Raw genomic sequence first — 18033 nt, 5'->3', positions numbered from 1 at the left:
ACTTATGGTTCAACTATACGAATCAGATCTTTACTGGACTCAAATAGCGAAAAAAAAAGACCGCCATATTTCGGCAGTCTTAATCGATAAATTCAAATTGATATTCAAGAATTTTTACAATATCTCCGTCTGTTGCACCACGTGCACGAAGGGCTTCATCAATACCCATTCCACGCATTTGACGAGCAAATCGGCGTACAGATTCATCACGTGAGAAGTCTGTCATCTTGAATGTTTTCTCAATGTCATAACCAGAAATAACAAATGTACCATCACTTTCGCGTGTAATTTCAAAATTAGATTCAGATTCAAATTTGTACATTACACTTGCTTCAGATTCTTCTACATCATCGTACATTGGGAATTCTGGTGTTGTTTCTAATAAGTTCGCTACTTCAAATAGTAAGTCACGAACACCTTGTTTCGTTACAGCTGAGATTGGGAAAATTTTTACTTCGTCTCCCAATTTCTCTTTAAATGCTTGTAAGTTTTCTTCTGCATCTGGCATATCCATTTTGTTTGCAACAACAACTTGTGGACGCTCAGTTAAACGCATATTGTATTCTTTTAGTTCATTATTGATTGTGACATAATCTTCATATGGCTCACGTCCTTCTAAACCAGACATATCGATAACGTGCACAATTACACGTGTACGTTCGATATGACGTAAGAATTGGTGTCCAAGTCCAACGCCGGAGTGTGCGCCTTCAATTAGTCCAGGAAGGTCAGCCATAACGAAGCTGCGGTTATCACCAGTTTCAACAACACCAAGATTCGGAACGATTGTTGTAAAGTGATATTCTGCAATTTTCGGACGCGCTGATGATACAACAGATAATAATGTAGATTTACCTACACTTGGGAATCCAACAAGTCCAACATCTGCTAGCACTTTAAGTTCTAGCGTGACATCACGTTCTTGACCTGGTTCCCCGTTCTCAGCGATTTCTGGTGCTGGGTTCGTCGCTGTTGCGAAACGTGAGTTACCACGGCCACCTCGGCCACCTCTTGCGATTACAGCTGTTTGTTCATGCGTTACTAAATCGGCAAGAATTTCACCTGTTTTTTCATCTTTCACTATTGTTCCTGGTGGAACCTTTACGATTAAATCTTCAGATTTACGACCGTGCTGACCTTTACTCATTCCGTGCTGACCGCGATCAGCTTTGAAATGACGTTGGTAGCGGAAGTCCATTAATGTACGTAAGCCTTCCTCAACAACAAAAACAACATCTGCACCTTTACCACCGTCGCCACCTGCTGGGCCACCTTTAGGTACATACTTCTCACGACGATACGCAACCATTCCGTTACCACCGTCGCCGCCTTTTACATATATCTTGACCTGATCTACAAACATTATTTCACCACACTTTTTTCGATTAGTTGTAATATAACTGAGACTTCTTCGTCTCGTACTGTATAAGAAATGGAATACCATTTATTGTTTTGGTTCGCAAGCCACGTTTGTAGTTCTTCTACATTCGTTAGCTTTCCACGAAAATCAAAAAAGAAACGAGCATTCTCCGCGTCACATTCAATTGTGATACAAACATAATTTTCAACATATACGTCTAAACTATGCTGAAGCATCGAGAAAAACTGATTCGTCCATGTACATACAGTCTCATCTAGATGAGATAAGTTATGTAATTTCCCTAACACTTCGTACTCCAATAAGCACGGTTGCTGTTTCCAATTATATGTTAAAATCCACTCTGAAAATAAAGGCATTGATAGCCCTATCAGATTGGATTCTTGTCTAGCTTCTTGGACAAAACGATCGATGAGCCCATGAATCTCTTCCACTTTTCCAAGGGAAAGATTTCCTTTAACCATCTGCAAACGATTGAGCCAATCATGTCTTGAATGGCGCAATGCATCTATAATTGTCCATTTTTCATTCATTTAGATACCCCTTAATATAGAAAAACTCTAACCTGCACTCAGGTTAGAGTTTTCCGTGAGTTCTTATGCTTCTTGAGCAACAGGATATACGCTCACTTGTTTGCGGTCACGACCAAGACGCTCAAAGCGTACTACGCCGTCAACTTTCGCGAATAAAGTGTCATCGCCACCACGACCAACGTTAACACCTGGATAAATTTTTGTACCGCGTTGACGGTAAAGAATTGAACCACCTGAAACCGTTTGACCATCTGCGCGTTTAGCACCAAGACGTTTTGACTGAGAGTCACGACCGTTCTTTGTACTACCTACACCTTTCTTAGATGCGAAAAACTGAAGATCTAATCTTAACATACGTTACACCTCCTGCACTTTTTCTATTAAACGGATATACTTTCCGTAATCAAGTTCAATCGTCTTAAGTGAAACAACCAATCCTTCTAAAAGTATTTGTGCTTTTTCTGCTGTATGAACGTCTAAATCATTAGGCAATTCATACGTCAAGAATCCGCCATCACTTCCGAGTTCAATAGTTGCCTGCACATTACAAAGTTCTTCCACTGCATTTATAGAACCAAACACAACCGCTGTAGTTCCAGCACAGACAAGATCTTGTCCATGTGGCGCATAATTGGCATGTCCAGTCATTTTAAATGATTGGATACTTCCTAGTTTCGTGCGACTTATCGTAATTTTAATCATCTTAACCAGAATTAAGCGTTGATAGCTTCAACTACTAGCTTAGTGTAAGGTTGACGATGACCTTGTTTCTTACGATTGTTCTTTTTCGCTTTGTATTTGAAAACGATGATTTTCTTAGCGCGACCTTGTTTTTCAACTTTCGCAGTAACTGTTGCACCTTCTACAACTGGGCTACCAACTTTCACGTTTTCGCCACCAACGAAAAGAACTTTGTCAAAAGTAACAGTTTCACCAGCTTCAACATCTAATTTTTCAATGTAGATTGCTTGACCAGCTTCAACTTTAATTTGTTTTCCACCTGTTTCGATAATTGCGTACATACTTGCACCTCCTCTTAATTACTAAGACTCGCCAAAAACGAGGTAGACATAAAATGTCTTTAGGGAACCTGTCTTGTGCGGTTGTAGCATATAGCAGTTTAGGTGCTATAAACTATAACATAAAAATATTACCATGACTCATTGACTATTGTCAATGAATGTTCTGCTAACTATTTTTTCCGTTCTACAATTTCTTTCTTACTTCCAAAACGGATAATAGCGTACTTTTCGATAATATCATCTTTGAAATAAATTTCAAATGGAATATTTTTTTGTAATTCTTTTTGTGAAAAATGTTTTTGCAAAATTTTTGGTGCAGCGATTAATACTGCTTCATCTTCTATATTGCCATATGTAATTAACTCTCTCTCTAGCTCATATGCAATTGTTTCATAAGACATAACATACCCGGTCGCTTTACAAGGTACACATTCTTCTAATAATACGTCACGTAACGAATGTTTCTTACGTTTTCGCGTCATCTCTAAAATACCTAACTCTGTAAACCCAAGCACTCTTGTATATGTGCGATCATCTTGCATAGCAGCTATGAGGCGTTCTCTTACCTTCTCTTTATCTTCCCGTCTTTTCATATTAATAAAATCAATTAATATCATCCCGCCAATATCACGAAGTCTTAATTGACGAGCAATCTCTTCCGCAGCCATTTCATTTGTGTGAAATACGGTATCTTGTAAATTTTGTTTTCCAGTAAATTTACCTGTATTCACATCAATTACAGTCATCGTCTCCATTTGTTCTACAATTAGATAGGCACCATTTGGTAGCCACACAATTTTTTGAAGTGCTTTCTCGATTTCACGATCTATTCCAAAATGGTTAAACATCGAAGATTTTTCATTATAAAAGGATACTCTTTCTTTCCCTACTTTTTCTTCTAATTCTTTTACTATACTTCTCGTATCTACAACTATTTTTTCAATTGTTTCAATTGGGTTCTCCTGAAATACACGATCTAAAAACGTCGCTGGTTGATGAAGTAGTAAGGGCGCCTTCCCTTGATCTTCTTTTCTTTTTAACTCTTCATATAACTGCTGCAACCCTTGCATTTCAGCTTGTATTTCATCGATCGTTCCTTTTTCAGAAGCAGAACGGAAAATGTATCCACCCGTTCCTTCTACTTCAATTCCCAGTAACTGTTGTCTTCTTGTATTATTTTTTATTTTCCGAGAAACAGCGCGCATGTCATCATACGGCATGTAAACGACATATTTTCCGGTAAATTCTATCTTCGCCGTTAATTTTGGCCCCTTCGTATCAATTGCCTCTTTCACAACTTGTACAAGTATTGCCTGCCCTTCATGTATGCGATATGAAGATGGTACATCATCAAACGAAAGATATGCATGTTTTTCTAATCCGATATTTACAAAGGCTGCGTTCATTCCAGCAATTGTTCTTACGATACGCCCAACATAAATATGTCCGACAATCTCCTGCTCTTCATTCCGTTTCCATAAAAGCTCGACAATTTTTTGTTTCTCTTCTATCGCAACACGCTTTTCCGAACCAGTGTAGTTAATATATAACGTCTTCAAAATTCTTTCCTCACTTTTCATTTCTTTTCCTTACAATATAAAAGGTTAGTGTCGTCGTCAACACTAACCAATTAATTCTTCAACAGATGAGGTTGTTCGTTTTTCAGCAAAATACGCATACAACAATTCATTTTCGTCCAATGTGTAATGCTCTTTATATTTTCCATGGACGATAATAGAGTGTTTATATCCTCTGCGAAATTTTGTGAAAATCGTATATAAATGATCTTCCGTTTTCACCTCAATAGGTGCTATTTTTTCAATATCTCTTTTATTCCCATAATAACGCTCTAATAAAAAACGCATAAATGCGTACCGTCTTTGTTTCCATTCTTGATATAAAGAAATCGCTAGAAAAACGAGTAATACCCACATCATAATGTTATTACTATTCCAAAGTAACTGCCATCCTAATATTAAACTAAAAAAAACACATGACAATTTCATCATCTTTTCATGTGCTTGTAAATAGGGAAAACGATATGATAATACATTAAATAATACTTTTCCGCCATCAAGTGGCCAAATAGGCAATAAATTAAACCCTAAAATAATGACATTATTCCATACAAAGAAATGGTACAAATCATCAGTTACCCAGCCCGCTTGATACAAAATGTAAGCGGCCGCAATCATCCATATATGCTGAATTGGCCCCGCCATAACGACAATTAATTCTTCTTTTAACGATTTATTCCCATGCTCTTCCATCTCAACTACGCCACCAAACGGCAAAAGCTGAATTTGTTTAATACGCCAATTATAATACGCTGCGGCAAAAGCATGCCCAAGTTCATGAATGAGAACGATACAAAATAACAATAGTAACTCTTTAAAACGCGCCGTAAAAATACCGATGACAATAATAACCCAAAACAACGGATGCACGGAAATTTTCGTGAAAACATCCCTATATTTAATCAAATGAAATCACCTGAATTGGATCAATAAATTTTCCATTCTTTTTTATTGCAAAATAAAATTTGCCATTTTTATTATTTTCATCATTACTCACTATTCCAATTTTTTGTTTCTTTGAAACGTAATCATATAATTTTACTGACATATCATTTAAATTTGCATACCATGACTCCGTGCCATCAGCGTGCTGAATTTGAACTGTATTTCCAAGTTCTTCTTTCTTGCCCGCAAAAACAACTAGCCCTTCATTCACTGACTCAACTGTTGCATTTGTAGCTGTTTGGACAAATACACCTTGACCATTTTTTTGAAAGCCTTGCATCACCTTTCCAGAGGCAGGAATTGCATAATCTTTTTGCTGAATTGTTCCTTCCTTTCTTTCATTAGGCGAATAGAATACGAGAGGTTTTCCAAACTGCTTTTCGTACCATTTCGCTACAGTGGCAAACTGAAACTCCTCTTTCATCACTTTTTCTGTAACAGCTTTAGCACCATCGAAAGAAGAAGGCGCATTCTTATATAAAATAGCAACAGAAAGAACTAATATTGCTGACAGCAAAACTTTGAAGAGAAAAACTTCTTTTCGAAATAGAGGATGAATTTCCTTCTCCCCCTCTTCAATAAAGACCGTTTCGCTATCAAAATTTCCTCCCTCAAAATACCGCTCTTCTTCTAGCAATTCTTGCTCTGCTTTCCTTTTCGCAATCCGCTTTTTAATTTCTTCCACTCTTCTATTCTTCATACTGTCTCCTTTCTTTCGTTAGCCTTATTTAACATAGAAACAGTTATATACAGTTTGTACATATGTATGAGTTATAGAAGGAAGATATTCATGCGAAGAAAAAAGAAAGCACTCCGCATTTATGCGAAGTGCTTTTAACGGATTCCAAAGAAATTTTTCATCTTTGTAAATACCGATACTTTTTCTTGTTCAAATGCTTGTAATGGTACATTCTCACCTAATAAGCGTCTTGCAATATTACGATAAGCTATTGCTGCTTTCCCACTAGGTTGCAGTGCTACAGGTTCACCTGTATTCGTAGCACGAATAACTTCATCATCATCCTCGACAACTCCAAGAAGCTCGATTGACAGTGTACGTACGATTTCATCAACATCTAACATATCCTGTTCATGAAGCATATGGCTACGCACACGGTTAATGACAAGTTTCGGTGGTTCAATATCCTCTTTCTCTAAAAGCCCGATAATACGATCCGCATCACGCATTGAGGATACTTCTGGTGTTGTTACAACGATTGCTTTATCCGCACCTGCTACTGCATTTTTAAATCCCTGCTCAATCCCCGCAGGACAATCAATTAATATGTAATCATAATCTTGACGTAATACTTGTATTAATTCATCCATTTGTTCAGGTGTTACCGCCGATTTATCGCTCGTTTGTGCTGCAGGTAATAAATAAAGATCATCAAAACGCTTATCTTTAATAAGAGCCTGAGGTAAACGACAACGCCCTTCAACGACATCAACAAGATCAAATACAATACGATTTTCTAGCCCCATTACTACGTCTAAATTGCGTAAACCGATATCTGTATCAATTAAACACACTTTTTTTCCAGATAACGCAAGGGCTGTACCAATGTTCGCAGACGTTGTAGTTTTACCTACTCCGCCTTTTCCAGATGTAATTACTATTGCCTCTCCCACAGCTATACAATTCCCCTTTCTAACTTTGTTAAATCAGGTCTAAGATGAGTGAGAAGTTGCAGGCGATCGACAACAATGTGATTGTTCTCATTAATGTACGCACATTCTGCCGCCTCTGCTCCGTCTTCTTTCTCTTCCGGAGCCCGCATTGTCACATCACTAATTCGGAGTTGCATAGGGTTCATACTAGATGCAGCAATAACAGCTTCTGAATCTCCATCATACCCCGCATGTGCAATTCCTCTTAATGATCCCAAGACAAAAATATTCCCCCCAGCGATAACCGTTCCGCCTGGATTAACATCTCCAATTAATAATAAATTGCCTTTTACATGTAACACTTGTCCAGAGCGAACAATTTTGGAAATAGGGACAATTTCTGTTTCTTCTTTCCAAGCTATTGCTTCTGCTTTTGTTATAACATCACTTTCGATTGATTCTACAACAAGGTTCTTCTTATTGCGAATTAACGTACGAATCTCTTCTTGTTGTACTTCTGTTAAATAGCGATTTCCTACTTTAACACGCACTTCAATTAAAGAACGTCCGTCACTCTCATAGTAATGTGTAGAAAGCTTTTCATCCAATTCTTTTAGTAGCTCAGAGAATGAACAGCAATCATCTAAATGAAGTGTTATTCCATCTTTTGTCCCTTTTATCGTTACATTTTGTTGCTTTTTTTCTTCCACTAAAGTTCACCCCACCGATTCAATTCGACATAAAATTAGAAAATCCTTTTTTCCTTTTCTTCTATCGCTTTTGAAAGACGCACTAAATATCGTCTCAGTGGGAAACAAACTATTAACAAGAAAATTCCATTTAGCAATAAAGTAGCAAGGAGACGATCTGTGAAAAAGACAGATGCTGACATGTGAGTACGTCCTAACAAAGTTAAAAACCCATACACATAATACTCTAATGCTGCAATGCCAGCCAGTACGATAGAAGCGACAATAAATAAATTCAATTGTAATACCTTCATCACACTATAAACTAAATAAGCTAAAATCGGATAAGCAAAAATATATATTCCGACCAGTTCTGTGTATACGGTATCAAATAAGAAACCAAATAATAGTCCGTAGTAAATCCCTTGAACCTGACTATAGTACACCGTAATAAAACATAACACAATTATAAAGAAATGCGGTGCTGCTATACTGCCTTTCCAAAAGACGTCTGTTGGAACAACAGTAGAGAACATATTTTCAAATAAAAAAACAAAAAGGAGCAAAAGAGGAAGAGCTGCTCTTTTTAAAATCGTCATCATCTCTTCTTCCCCTCCTATTCTAACGGCGCTGTAGGCGTAGCGCGTTTGGCAACCGTAATATGCTCTACGTCATTTAAATCAGCAGCAGGTTTTACATAAGCTGTTTTTGTTAAACCGTATGGATCTGGCTGAACATCAACGATTGTTCCGATCACAAGCCCTTTCGGGAAAATATCCCCAAGCCCAGACGTTACAACTAATTGATCTTTTGCTACTGGTGCATCAGAGCCAATCTTTGTGAAAAGAAGTAATTGTTTTTCTTTATCATAACCTTCAATCAATCCAAAGATTTTTTCTTGACCTTGTACAATAGCAGAAACACGGTTTGTTCGGCTCATAGAACTTAACAACTCTACTGATGATGTAAACTGCGATACACTTTTCACTCGTCCAACTAAACCTTGTGAAGTGATTACAGCCATATCTTTTTTAATTCCTTGCTGTGCCCCTTTATCAATTCCAATTAAATCGTACCATTTATCTGGATTACGAGAAACAACAGTAGCTGGAATTTCAGTATAATCGCTATTCAACTCTTTTTTACCAGTTAACTCTTGTAATTTCTTTTTATCATCTTCTAATTGCTTTACGTCACTTGATAACTTTGCATAGTTATCTAACTTTGCTTTTAATTCTTTATTCTCTTCATACGTGCGCTTTACATCTTCTACGTTCTCGAAGAATCCGGCAACATAATTCGCTGGCTTTTGGAATACACGTTCTACAACACCGACAGTATCTTTTATAAACTGCTCTGGCCATGATAAACTGTTCCGTTCTTTCAATGAGATTCCAATCAATGCCACGAGAAGAATAATACTAACTAACAAAACAATTAATCTTTTGTTTAAGAAAAACTGTGGCACGTTCACACCCTCTTAATTTCATTGATTTTTATTTTGCAATATTATCGAGCAGCAGTTTTGAAAAGGTCGATATTGTCTAATGCTTTACCCGTTCCAATTGCTACGCAATCTAATGGATCCTCTGCAACAAGAACTGGCATATTTGTTTCTTCACTAATCACTTTATCTAAGTTACGTAGTAATGCCCCACCACCTGTTAATACGATACCACGGTCCATAATATCCGCTGCTAATTCAGGTGGAGTTTTTTCTAGCGTATTTTTAACTGATTCTACAATTGCATCTACTGTATCTTTTAATGCATCTGCAATTTCTTCTGGTTGAATTAGTACTGTTTTTGGTAAACCACTTACTAAATCACGACCGCGAATTTCCATAGGCTCGATACCTTCTGGCTCGCCTGCAGAACCGATTTCTAATTTTAGTGCTTCTGCTGTTCTTTCACCGATCATTAAGTTATAGCTCTTCTTAATGTACTGAATGATTGAATCGTCCATATCATCACCAGCAACACGAACTGATTGACTTGTTACAATACCACCTAAAGAAATAATTGCAACTTCTGTTGTACCACCACCGATATCAACAACCATACTACCAGTCGGCTCCCAAACAGGTAAGTTTGCACCAATTGCTGCCGCAAATGGCTCTTCGATTGGATAAGCATCACGAGCACCAGCTTGACGAGTCGCATCGATTACCGCACGTCTTTCTACAGCTGTAATACCAGATGGTACACATACCATTACGTATGGTTTACGTGAGAAGAATCCATTTGATTTTTGAGCTTGTTGAATGTAGTATTTCATCATTATTGCTGTTGTTTCATAATCAGCAATTACACCATCCTTCATAGGGCGAAGTGCCACTACGTTTCCTGGTGTACGACCAATCATTTGTTTTGCATCGCTACCTACCGCAACGATTTGTTTCGTATCAGTTTGTAATGCTACTACTGAAGGTTCACGTAAAACTACACCTTTTCCTTTCACATATACAAGCGTGTTCGCTGTTCCTAAGTCAATTCCAAGATCGCGAGTAAATCCACCAAATCCAAACATATCATTTATCTTCCCTTCTTATTTTCACGGACTCATTTTTCTTACTTTATATTTATAAAAACAGTACGTTTTTTTATATCTGTATCCTTCTTGTAGATAATTTTCTACAAAAAACTCATAAATCACATTATAAAACAAAATAGGTAAAAAGAATAGTCTTAAATATGACCTTTTTCCTTTAAACTCACGAATTTATGGTCACCTATTATGATATGATCAAGCACTTCAATTCCAATAATCCGACCACATTCTACTAGTCGTTTTGTAACTTCAATATCTTCACGGCTCGGCGCCGGATCTCCTGAGGGATGGTTATGAAGACATATAGGTACAGTTTTGGCCAAAATAAATTTTATCCCTACCTTTATTATATAACTCCATATTTACCAAGGGGGTATAGGTAAAACCATTTCGACCATCCATTTATCCCCAAGGGCAAAATAGTTTACTACGTAGTATTTAATAACCCTTTCAATTAATGTAATATATTTTCAAGGGGGTATTCAGATGAACAGCAATTTAACAAATTACCGATTTGTCGTCAAAGAAATACCTATAAAGGAAACGATACGAGACATAATTGTTACAAATAGAATTATTGCTATTGGGGTCCAGGATAAACAAACGGGCGTTACAATACCTCATCCACTAACAGACTTTATAAGAATTAAATATGCATACATGGGAAAATCCTTAAACTCACAAACAATACCAGCCTATATCGTTTGTCGTTTTCTGAATTTTATATATTGTGAAATAAAAGAAAGGAACGACATTTTCCTATCACTTCAAAGTGAAGGGATTAGGGGCCTCACCCTTAGTCATGGAAGTAAATATATTTCATACTTAACATTATGTGGACTTAAGCGTTCTACTGTCCTACAGCACGAAGGGATATTAACTAAGTTTTATCTATATTTACAAGAACTAGATTTAATTGACCAACACTTTGAAGTAAAATCAAGAACGGATGCTAATGGTAATCCTATAATTGAATCATTATTTAGACATGCGAGCCTCCAAACTAGATTCCCTTCAAAAGATACCATGAAGAAAAGAACTGCAAAGTTAAAAGATTTCGGTGTAAACAGATACTCTCTTACTGCGCACTTTATTCAAGTAGCACGAAAAGTAGCGCCTGACATTGCCTTTGGTGTTTGCTTACAGTTCTATGGCGGCCTACGAAAAGGAGAAGTTGTAAACATCACTAGAGGAGATATCTTTGCTTCTACAAGAGAAAGTCTATCTGTACAAATTCAGGATAACCGAAATAAATTATTCTCACACTTAAAAGATACAAAAAATGAGTATCCAAAACGATTAAATTACCTTAAAACCCATTTAACTAGACAAAGCGTATTAGATAATGATCTGGTATGGGAAGTGTATGAAGAACATAGAAAGATGCTCGAAATAAAACAAAAGGAAATAAAAAATCCTTTTGCTTTCTTCATTAATAAAGATGGGAACGCCATGTCTGGAAAAGTATACGAAAAAAGATTTAAAAAGATAAAAAAGCATTTTCTTAAATCTTTATTAACAGCCGAACGATATGATGATTACAGGCTATTTAGCGACTCTTACTGGGGGACACATATAGGAAGAGGTATTTTCACAAATTTTTTGATGGATATGGGATTAAGCATTACTCAAATTGCTATCGGGCGTGGTGATAGAAGTATCCACTCCGCAATGGACTATGTAGATGAAAAACTAACAATAGAATCTATAAAAGAAGCAATGGACGAAATTAAAAATATCCCTATTGAACGTATTGGATTTATTGAAGATAATCTTGTTAAAAAAATCTGGAAAGATGGTGTGCTCAAACGTGAAAAAAGATTTGGTTCCTATTAACTCAGTAGCAATTGATCCTGAATTTAAATGCTTGAACATGAGTCGATTCAAATTACAACAACTTGAAAAAGAGGGGTTTATTACTATAAAGAACGAGAACAATACCTCTTTCGTATCAATATTAGAGATAAAAGAATATATAAAAATTGAAAGTGAAATACACGAAAACTACTTATCCATTCATTCATTTATTGAACAAGTATTTCACGTAAAAAAAAATGCAAAAATTACCCACTATAAAGAAGGACTTATTAAAAATAAAGAGCAATTGTTAATTGATTTTAAAGTATTTAGAAACAAAGAGTATATAAAAAAAATTGACATGCTACGTTTTTCAAAAGAATTTATACACAGAGATGATATATTAAAGCAACTTAATCTATCACTACACGATTATCATATGATTTTAAGAAAAACAGATATAAACGAGGTAAAGATAACTATTAAAAACCCATTCATTTCAATCAGTGATTTCAACATACTCAAACAAGCTACTGTAAAATACAATACCAACTCAAATGAATCTACATGGTTGATTGGGGCTAGGGTAGTAAAGGATGTTAAGTATAGTCATGTAGCAAAAAAAGTAGAGACCTTAATCAAGATAGCGCAATTGGGGCATTTTAAGTACTTCTTTGATACCGATAATAAGTTCTTCGTTGAAGAGAAATCCTTCATAAAGTACGCTAAATTAGTAGGTGAACTACAACAACATTATTATAAACTCACCAAAATTACTAGATTATTTGGTATAAAACAATTTAAAATTTCTCAGCTACAAGTTAATTTCATCCCAAATCTTCTTCATATATGTAAATCTATAGGAATCAAATACAAAAAATTCGAAATACCAATTGAGAGGGAGTTTATATTTATTGAACGTACCGGGTTGGATCTGTTCTTTGAAAAATATATTTCAAACAATGACGTAGTACAGGAGTATCAAATAACTCACAGAGACCTTAACCACTGGATTGGAAAAAACAATATAAAAAAATTAACATTTCACTACACATTATCCTATTATTTCAAAAAAGATATTGAACACCTATTCGTTCATACTCCCCAGCTTTCACTTAGCAACACCGAACCCAGAGCGCCCTTTAAGATTAATAGCTATTATACATTAAAAGAAGTCAAAGACATTTTAAATGCGAATGATACAGAACTCCAACAAATTCGAAAGGAAGAAAATCTAGATTTCCTTTATTATAAAGACACCACAATATATCTAAAAACAGATATTAACCAATTAAAGCAACTTCAAGAAGAAGCAAAAATAAAATATTGCACTCCACAATACCTTCGAAATAAAGGTTATTCTCAGCATGTTGATAAGTATTTCACTAGGTACAAAACATCTTATTTAATTAAAGTAGCTTTAAATAGCAAAAATCGTCGTAGCTTTGTTTATTTAAAATCCGAAGTAGACGCCTTTATTAAAGAAGATACAATTAAGCAACAAATCGCTCAATTAAACTATAGTAAACCAACTGATTCCTTCTTAACTCAACTAGATATATATGAGCTCACATTCCCTACAAATTGTTGGTATACAAAGAATCAGTGGATGAGCTATTGTATCAATAAATTGAAACTATCTAAGGCACACAAACTAACAGTTGAAGCAAATGTATCTCAACTAGTAAAGTGTACAAAGCACCTCATTAATTCGCTAGGAAATCAAGAACTCTATCTCAAATCTTCTAAAGAAATTAACCTTTTATTATTTAATGAGCAAATCCCTATTACACATCAGTTTGTTTTATATGCATTTATAAATAGCTATTATCATGAATTAAAAGTTAACAGCTTACCAACGTTCAACTTAAAATTGATAAAAAATCCATATGCCACAAAATCAACAAAGAAAGATAAAGATATTTATGAATATGAACAATACCAACTTTTATTCCATTATACAAATAACATAACATTACACAAAACGAAGGCGATCAATGACGCTATTAATAAAACCCATGACTATAAATACCAAAGGAAGCACAACACATTAAGTAAACATTACGCCTCTTCATGGTTATATATACTAATTCACTTAAACAATGCTTGGCGACACAAAGATGTATGTGAAATCCCCAATGTTGATTTAAAACTAATTCATATAACATCTCTACAACAATTCAAAGATCAAGAATTGAGCATCGAAGATGCTCAAAAGGTTATCAACCAACTTATTGCAAAAGATTTAACCGTCTCAAAAACACAAGTAACTAACCGTTTTTTTTGCTCAAGAGATCTTACAATTTCTTTAGCAACGGCAGTAATTATATGTCAACTTGTAGCAAATGAGTGTTTTCCAATACGTAATCATATTATTGATTTCGGAAATAAACATCAATACTTTACTGAGACGGCTCAAAAAGCTTTCTTTAAAAATTTTAGTGATTCGCAGTTTATTTTTGAAAATAGGAAAATGAATAGAACCTTATTATCATTTATGTATATTTTACTTCTTCAAAAAGGACATGGAGGAGCTGCACTTGAAGTCGCTCAAAGACTACGTGCACATGCAGACTTTGAAACTACTAATATTTATATACACATCCCAGAAAAAGAATTAGATCACTTATCTCGCCAGCTATTTCAAAGAAAACACTTTGGATATATTACTAACCTTTTTGCCGAAGTACTTTTAGGAGAATCAAATAATCGCGAACAGAGAACACATGAAATTACTGTATTAAATAAAAAATTTAAGGATATTTACCAGATAGAAGCTACATCTGAATTTATTAATAGTGTTCTATCAGAAAAAAAATTAATTGGTGACATGATTTTAAACATGGGAAAGGAAGCTGTCATAGATTATTTATTCAAACTAAATTCTAATGTACTTCCTAGCCGAGAGGAACATATCCAATGCTTAGTATCAGAAACAGGCTGTATCTACCCAGCAAAGAGCTGCAAACAATGTGTATATGCCATCCCTAACTTTTATGCACTTTCCGCAATTACAGAAAGTATTAGTTCCCATTTAAAAAGCTTTAAAGACCAATTTGAAAACACTACCTATAATACTGAGCGGATAAAGTTAGCTAATCTTTTATACATGGAGATGGATATATTACACGATGCTTGTGTTTCATTTGGAAAAGAAGAAGTATTCCAGTTTTTCGAAAAAAAACAAGAAGGCTATTTTGAGTTATTGGCTTTATTAGATAATCTAGAACTCGAAAAAGACATCGAAGAATATCTCACCTATGTCCCTACAACACAGTACGAATTATAGGAGGATATATGAATATTATTAAACTAGGAATAGATGAAGAGATAATAGAAGCTCTATCAGAATCATCATTTTCTCTACTGACCACCATTGAAGAATCCAAAAGCACGTTACGACAATTAAAGAAATTAGATTTACTGATATCTGGTGAATTCGATGATGATTTGTGGTTATTGGCAAACCCTAACTCTAAAGGCAGAACACATAAAATTGACTTCAACGCGTTACACACACATATGTTTAGTACTGATTTACCAAATGAGTTTAAACTCATAGTTAAGTGTTGGATTTCAGAGTTATTAAATAAATTTAAGATCGCAACCGTAGTAAACCAATATTATCACTTCTTACTAGCATTTAAAGAAACCCATGGCTTCCAAAAAGAAATTGTTAGTCAATTCATAGAATGGTTACATAAACCAATCATTGAAAACAACACTAAAATCTACTTAATAACTTCAATGTTGAATTTTTTTGACTATAGCGACCTTGAGGTTGGAGAGGTTTTCATCCCTAAACTTCATGAAGTAAACTCTAAACTTAATTTTATTCATAGTGTTAGGCAACTTCCTCCTTCAAAGGAAATACTGAAATTTTCTTATTACTTAGAAAAACATTTTGAAACAATTAAACAGCTAGAAACAAAAGGAGGTTTAGATATAACAGTACAAAAAGAAAAATTTTTGTATTACCCCCTTTTAATCTGGTGGAAGCTTACCAATGTTATACCTATAAGAAGTGTAGAATTTGCTGCCATAAAAAGAAATTGCTTATCCGTCAAAAATAATGAGTACTTCATACATCTTCCAAGAAGAAAGATACAATCAAACAATAAACGCAACATCCAAATACTTGATACTGTCGCTATATCAAAAGATATATATGATCTCATAAATAATTATATTAACGATACTCAATCCTATGGTTATTCTAATACCCTAGTTTCATATCCTTCTTTAATATGGACAGATTCATCTAATCAAAGAAAACGACAGAAAAGGGTTAGCACTGATTTTAATCGTGAGAATCTGCAAAGATTAATTACAAAATTTTATAAAGATGTACTTAATAAAACGTATAATTGTGATATTCCTAAAGAATATCATCTCAGCCCTAATGATACTAGACACCTTGCCTTCATTTCCCTCATGATGCAAGGAATTTCTCCAGTTGAAATCGCAAGACTCGGTGGACATCAAACAATTAATGCACAATACCACTATTCATCTCATATAGAATATTGGATTGATAGTGAAGTATTTAAATTATTTTCCAAATTTAAATACTTGAAAGAAAATCAACATAAAGGACAAACTTCAGATACTATAAATGATTCTTTTATTCCTAAAGAAATTCAATTAAAAGCATTTGCTCCCCCTACCTCGTCTTTTCAAGGAAAATTAAAAATAGGTTATTGTACAGATGCCTTGCAAAGATGCGAGTCTGAAGAATGTATGCTTTGTTCTCATTGGAGAATTAACACAAAAGAGCTTCTGGAAAAAGAAGAACTAATTAAAGAAATATTGTTAAAAAAAAGAAAGCATATCCATGAACTCTTTGCGTTTATAAAAAATTTACATTCAAATATTTTAAAAGACGAATTGACAAGAATAAATCCTAATACGTTAGGACGGCTAAAAACTACCTCAAAACAAGTTCAAGCCGAGATAAGTAATTTAACAGCGCTACAAACTCTGAATTCTAAAGGGGACATTTTTGATGAATAAAGTGGGGCGTAAAGTAAAATTAACAGAGACTCAAGTAAAAGAAATAATCTATTTGTATAAAACGGAAAAAAATGTATCAGGTCAGATTAAATATTCGGATATCTATTGTTTTTCTAATTATTTAGTTGAGCAAGGTCGTTTAGATACAAGTACATCAGAATCTTTTTGGAGAAAACAAGGTCGCCTAGGAAGAGAATTAGTAGATGAAGCTAATGCTGTATTTACTCATCGGCTCCCTATTTCAAATGATGCAAAAACAGCAGTTCCAAACATAGTAGATCTAGTTGATAAAAAATACGCCAATAAAGAGGCTTTAATTAACAGCTTACTTCCATTAGAAAAGCTGATTATTAAGGGAATACAAAAAGAAAACGAGCTTAAACAAAAAAATGAAGACTATCAAAAGCAACTCTCCATACAAAAAGAGAAATATAACAAATTACAAGAAAAACAAAATCAGATTCAGCTACTTTTATTTGATCTATATCATCACATATTAATAGAGTCTAGTCATAAAACCAAAGGAATGGCTATAAGAGCTATGGAAGAATTATTTACTAGTCCCATTGACTTTTTCAAGGAATTCCAAAAAACTAATCCAGCAAATAATTCATCTAGGAATGTAATTTCGATCAATAGTAATAAAACCGAAAGGAAGTTATCAAATCGATTTAGAGACAAATTTGATTAATTTTTTGTATACTAATTCCACTTTAAATAAAATATTATCATTTTTTACTACATCCTGTAGACTTGAAAGAAAGTTTAATTAAAGCCTAGATAAAAAATTTGATTTCATCATAAAAGAATCCCAATTATAAAGAAAGTACTAAATGGCAGCATAGCTCTTCAGCAAATAATTGTAGTCTACCTTGAAACAAAACATTCATAAAAAACGTTATTCTTTCTAATAATCTT

17 protein-coding genes, 1 pseudogene and 1 other annotated feature are annotated in these 18033 nt (G+C 34.5%); of the genes and pseudogenes, 4 read left to right on the top strand and 14 right to left on the bottom strand.

The window, feature by feature from the left end; translation table 11 throughout:
- Positions 1-79 precede the first annotated feature (79 nt).
- The 14 genes and pseudogenes from obgE to MKX77_RS02670 form a co-directional block, all read right to left on the bottom strand.
- Positions 80-1363: a GTPase ObgE gene (obgE, locus tag MKX77_RS02735; protein ID WP_002015378.1), complete on the bottom strand. Its 1284-nt coding sequence runs from the start codon at positions 1361-1363 to the stop codon at positions 80-82.
- Positions 1363-1911 carry a sporulation initiation phosphotransferase B gene (locus tag MKX77_RS02730; RefSeq protein WP_215554294.1) on the bottom strand — a complete coding sequence of 183 codons (549 nt, stop codon included), beginning with the start codon at positions 1909-1911 and terminating at the stop codon, positions 1363-1365. Before MKX77_RS02730 ends, obgE begins: the two co-directional genes overlap by 1 nt.
- Positions 1912-1974: 63 nt before the next feature.
- Positions 1975-2265 carry a 50S ribosomal protein L27 gene (gene rpmA / locus MKX77_RS02725; protein ID WP_002088814.1) on the bottom strand — a complete coding sequence of 97 codons (291 nt, stop codon included), beginning with the start codon at positions 2263-2265 and terminating at the stop codon, positions 1975-1977.
- Between the two features lie 3 nt (positions 2266-2268).
- The gene (locus MKX77_RS02720; protein ID WP_002008596.1) at positions 2269-2613 is read right to left on the bottom strand and encodes a ribosomal-processing cysteine protease Prp; all 345 of its coding nucleotides are present in this window, start codon (positions 2611-2613) and stop codon (positions 2269-2271) included.
- 11 nt (positions 2614-2624) lie between these two features.
- Positions 2625-2933 carry a 50S ribosomal protein L21 gene (rplU, locus tag MKX77_RS02715; RefSeq protein WP_000270907.1) on the bottom strand — a complete coding sequence of 103 codons (309 nt, stop codon included), beginning with the start codon at positions 2931-2933 and terminating at the stop codon, positions 2625-2627.
- A gap of 14 nt (positions 2934-2947) precedes the next feature.
- Positions 2948-3026: a sequence feature (ribosomal protein L21 leader region), on the bottom strand.
- A 77-nt stretch (positions 3027-3103) separates the two neighbouring features.
- Positions 3104-4513, bottom strand: coding sequence for an Rne/Rng family ribonuclease (locus MKX77_RS02710; protein WP_341305778.1), 1410 nt, complete (start codon positions 4511-4513; stop codon positions 3104-3106).
- A 42-nt stretch (positions 4514-4555) separates the two neighbouring features.
- Positions 4556-5416 carry a M50 family metallopeptidase gene (locus tag MKX77_RS02705; RefSeq protein ID WP_341305777.1) on the bottom strand — a complete coding sequence of 287 codons (861 nt, stop codon included), beginning with the start codon at positions 5414-5416 and terminating at the stop codon, positions 4556-4558.
- Positions 5409-6155, bottom strand: coding sequence for a stage IV sporulation protein SpoIVFA (gene spoIVFA, locus MKX77_RS02700; protein ID WP_341305776.1), 747 nt, complete (start codon positions 6153-6155; stop codon positions 5409-5411). The genes MKX77_RS02705 and spoIVFA overlap by 8 nt, the downstream gene beginning before the upstream one ends.
- A 134-nt stretch (positions 6156-6289) precedes the next feature.
- On the bottom strand, positions 6290-7087 hold the full coding sequence (gene minD, locus MKX77_RS02695) for a septum site-determining protein MinD (RefSeq protein ID WP_000503308.1): 798 nt from the start codon (positions 7085-7087) through the stop codon (positions 6290-6292).
- 2 nt (positions 7088-7089) lie between these two features.
- Complete coding sequence (minC, locus tag MKX77_RS02690; RefSeq protein WP_341305775.1) at positions 7090-7776, bottom strand: septum site-determining protein MinC; 687 nt, start codon at positions 7774-7776, stop codon at positions 7090-7092.
- A 35-nt stretch (positions 7777-7811) separates the two neighbouring features.
- On the bottom strand, positions 7812-8357 hold the full coding sequence (mreD, locus tag MKX77_RS02685) for a rod shape-determining protein MreD (RefSeq protein ID WP_341305774.1): 546 nt from the start codon (positions 8355-8357) through the stop codon (positions 7812-7814).
- 14 nt (positions 8358-8371) lie between these two features.
- Positions 8372-9223 (bottom strand): rod shape-determining protein MreC, encoded by an 852-nt coding sequence (gene mreC / locus MKX77_RS02680; protein WP_070144995.1) that lies wholly within the window; start codon positions 9221-9223, stop codon positions 8372-8374.
- 41 nt (positions 9224-9264) lie between these two features.
- Positions 9265-10284, bottom strand: a complete 1020-nt coding sequence (gene mreB, locus MKX77_RS02675) for a cell shape-determining protein MreB (RefSeq protein WP_002015369.1) — start codon at positions 10282-10284, stop codon at positions 9265-9267.
- Positions 10285-10442: 158 nt separating this feature from the next.
- Positions 10443-10610: pseudogene (locus tag MKX77_RS02670) on the bottom strand (JAB domain-containing protein); the annotation flags it as partial.
- A gap of 181 nt (positions 10611-10791) precedes the next feature.
- On the opposite strand from MKX77_RS02670, the gene MKX77_RS02665 reads away from it, so the two are divergent.
- The 4 genes from MKX77_RS02665 to MKX77_RS02650 are packed head-to-tail and all read left to right on the top strand — an operon-like array spanning position 10792 to position 17806.
- On the top strand, positions 10792-12141 hold the full coding sequence (locus MKX77_RS02665; protein WP_341305773.1) for a site-specific integrase: 1350 nt from the start codon (positions 10792-10794) through the stop codon (positions 12139-12141).
- Positions 12116-15391 (top strand): hypothetical protein, encoded by a 3276-nt coding sequence (locus tag MKX77_RS02660; RefSeq protein ID WP_341305772.1) that lies wholly within the window; start codon positions 12116-12118, stop codon positions 15389-15391. The genes MKX77_RS02665 and MKX77_RS02660 overlap by 26 nt, the downstream gene beginning before the upstream one ends.
- 8 nt (positions 15392-15399) lie before the next feature.
- Complete coding sequence (locus MKX77_RS02655) at positions 15400-17115, top strand: integrase (protein WP_341305771.1); 1716 nt, start codon at positions 15400-15402, stop codon at positions 17113-17115.
- Positions 17108-17806 carry a hypothetical protein gene (locus MKX77_RS02650; protein WP_341305770.1) on the top strand — a complete coding sequence of 233 codons (699 nt, stop codon included), beginning with the start codon at positions 17108-17110 and terminating at the stop codon, positions 17804-17806. The genes MKX77_RS02655 and MKX77_RS02650 overlap by 8 nt, the downstream gene beginning before the upstream one ends.
- The last annotated feature ends 227 nt before the right edge of the window (positions 17807-18033 follow it).

It is taken from the genome of Bacillus sp. FSL R9-9410 (assembly GCF_038050385.1).
GTDB lineage: Bacteria > Bacillota > Bacilli > Bacillales > Bacillaceae_G > Bacillus_A > Bacillus_A cereus_U.
Note: the sequence above shows the minus strand (reverse complement) of the source record. Positions and strands in the feature narration are given on the sequence as shown.

Excerpts from the sequence above, each read along its gene's own strand:
- spoIVFA (WP_341305776.1), bottom strand. The coding sequence starts at position 6,155 with ATGAAGAATAGAAGAGTGGAAGAAATTAAAAAGCGGATTGCGAAAAGG.
- MKX77_RS02710 (WP_341305778.1), bottom strand. The coding sequence starts at position 4,513 with ATGAAAAGTGAGGAAAGAATTTTGAAGACGTTATATATTAACTACACT.
- rplU (WP_000270907.1), bottom strand. The coding sequence starts at position 2,933 with ATGTACGCAATTATCGAAACAGGTGGAAAACAAATTAAAGTTGAAGCT.
- MKX77_RS02655 (WP_341305771.1), top strand. The coding sequence starts at position 15,400 with ATGAATATTATTAAACTAGGAATAGATGAAGAGATAATAGAAGCTCTA.
- MKX77_RS02730 (WP_215554294.1), bottom strand. The coding sequence starts at position 1,911 with ATGAATGAAAAATGGACAATTATAGATGCATTGCGCCATTCAAGACAT.
- rpmA (WP_002088814.1), bottom strand. The coding sequence starts at position 2,265 with ATGTTAAGATTAGATCTTCAGTTTTTCGCATCTAAGAAAGGTGTAGGT.
- mreD (WP_341305774.1), bottom strand. The coding sequence starts at position 8,357 with ATGATGACGATTTTAAAAAGAGCAGCTCTTCCTCTTTTGCTCCTTTTT.
- obgE (WP_002015378.1), bottom strand. The coding sequence starts at position 1,363 with ATGTTTGTAGATCAGGTCAAGATATATGTAAAAGGCGGCGACGGTGGT.
- MKX77_RS02650 (WP_341305770.1), top strand. The coding sequence starts at position 17,108 with ATGAATAAAGTGGGGCGTAAAGTAAAATTAACAGAGACTCAAGTAAAA.
- mreB (WP_002015369.1), bottom strand. The coding sequence starts at position 10,284 with ATGTTTGGATTTGGTGGATTTACTCGCGATCTTGGAATTGACTTAGGA.
- MKX77_RS02665 (WP_341305773.1), top strand. The coding sequence starts at position 10,792 with ATGAACAGCAATTTAACAAATTACCGATTTGTCGTCAAAGAAATACCT.
- MKX77_RS02720 (WP_002008596.1), bottom strand. The coding sequence starts at position 2,613 with ATGATTAAAATTACGATAAGTCGCACGAAACTAGGAAGTATCCAATCA.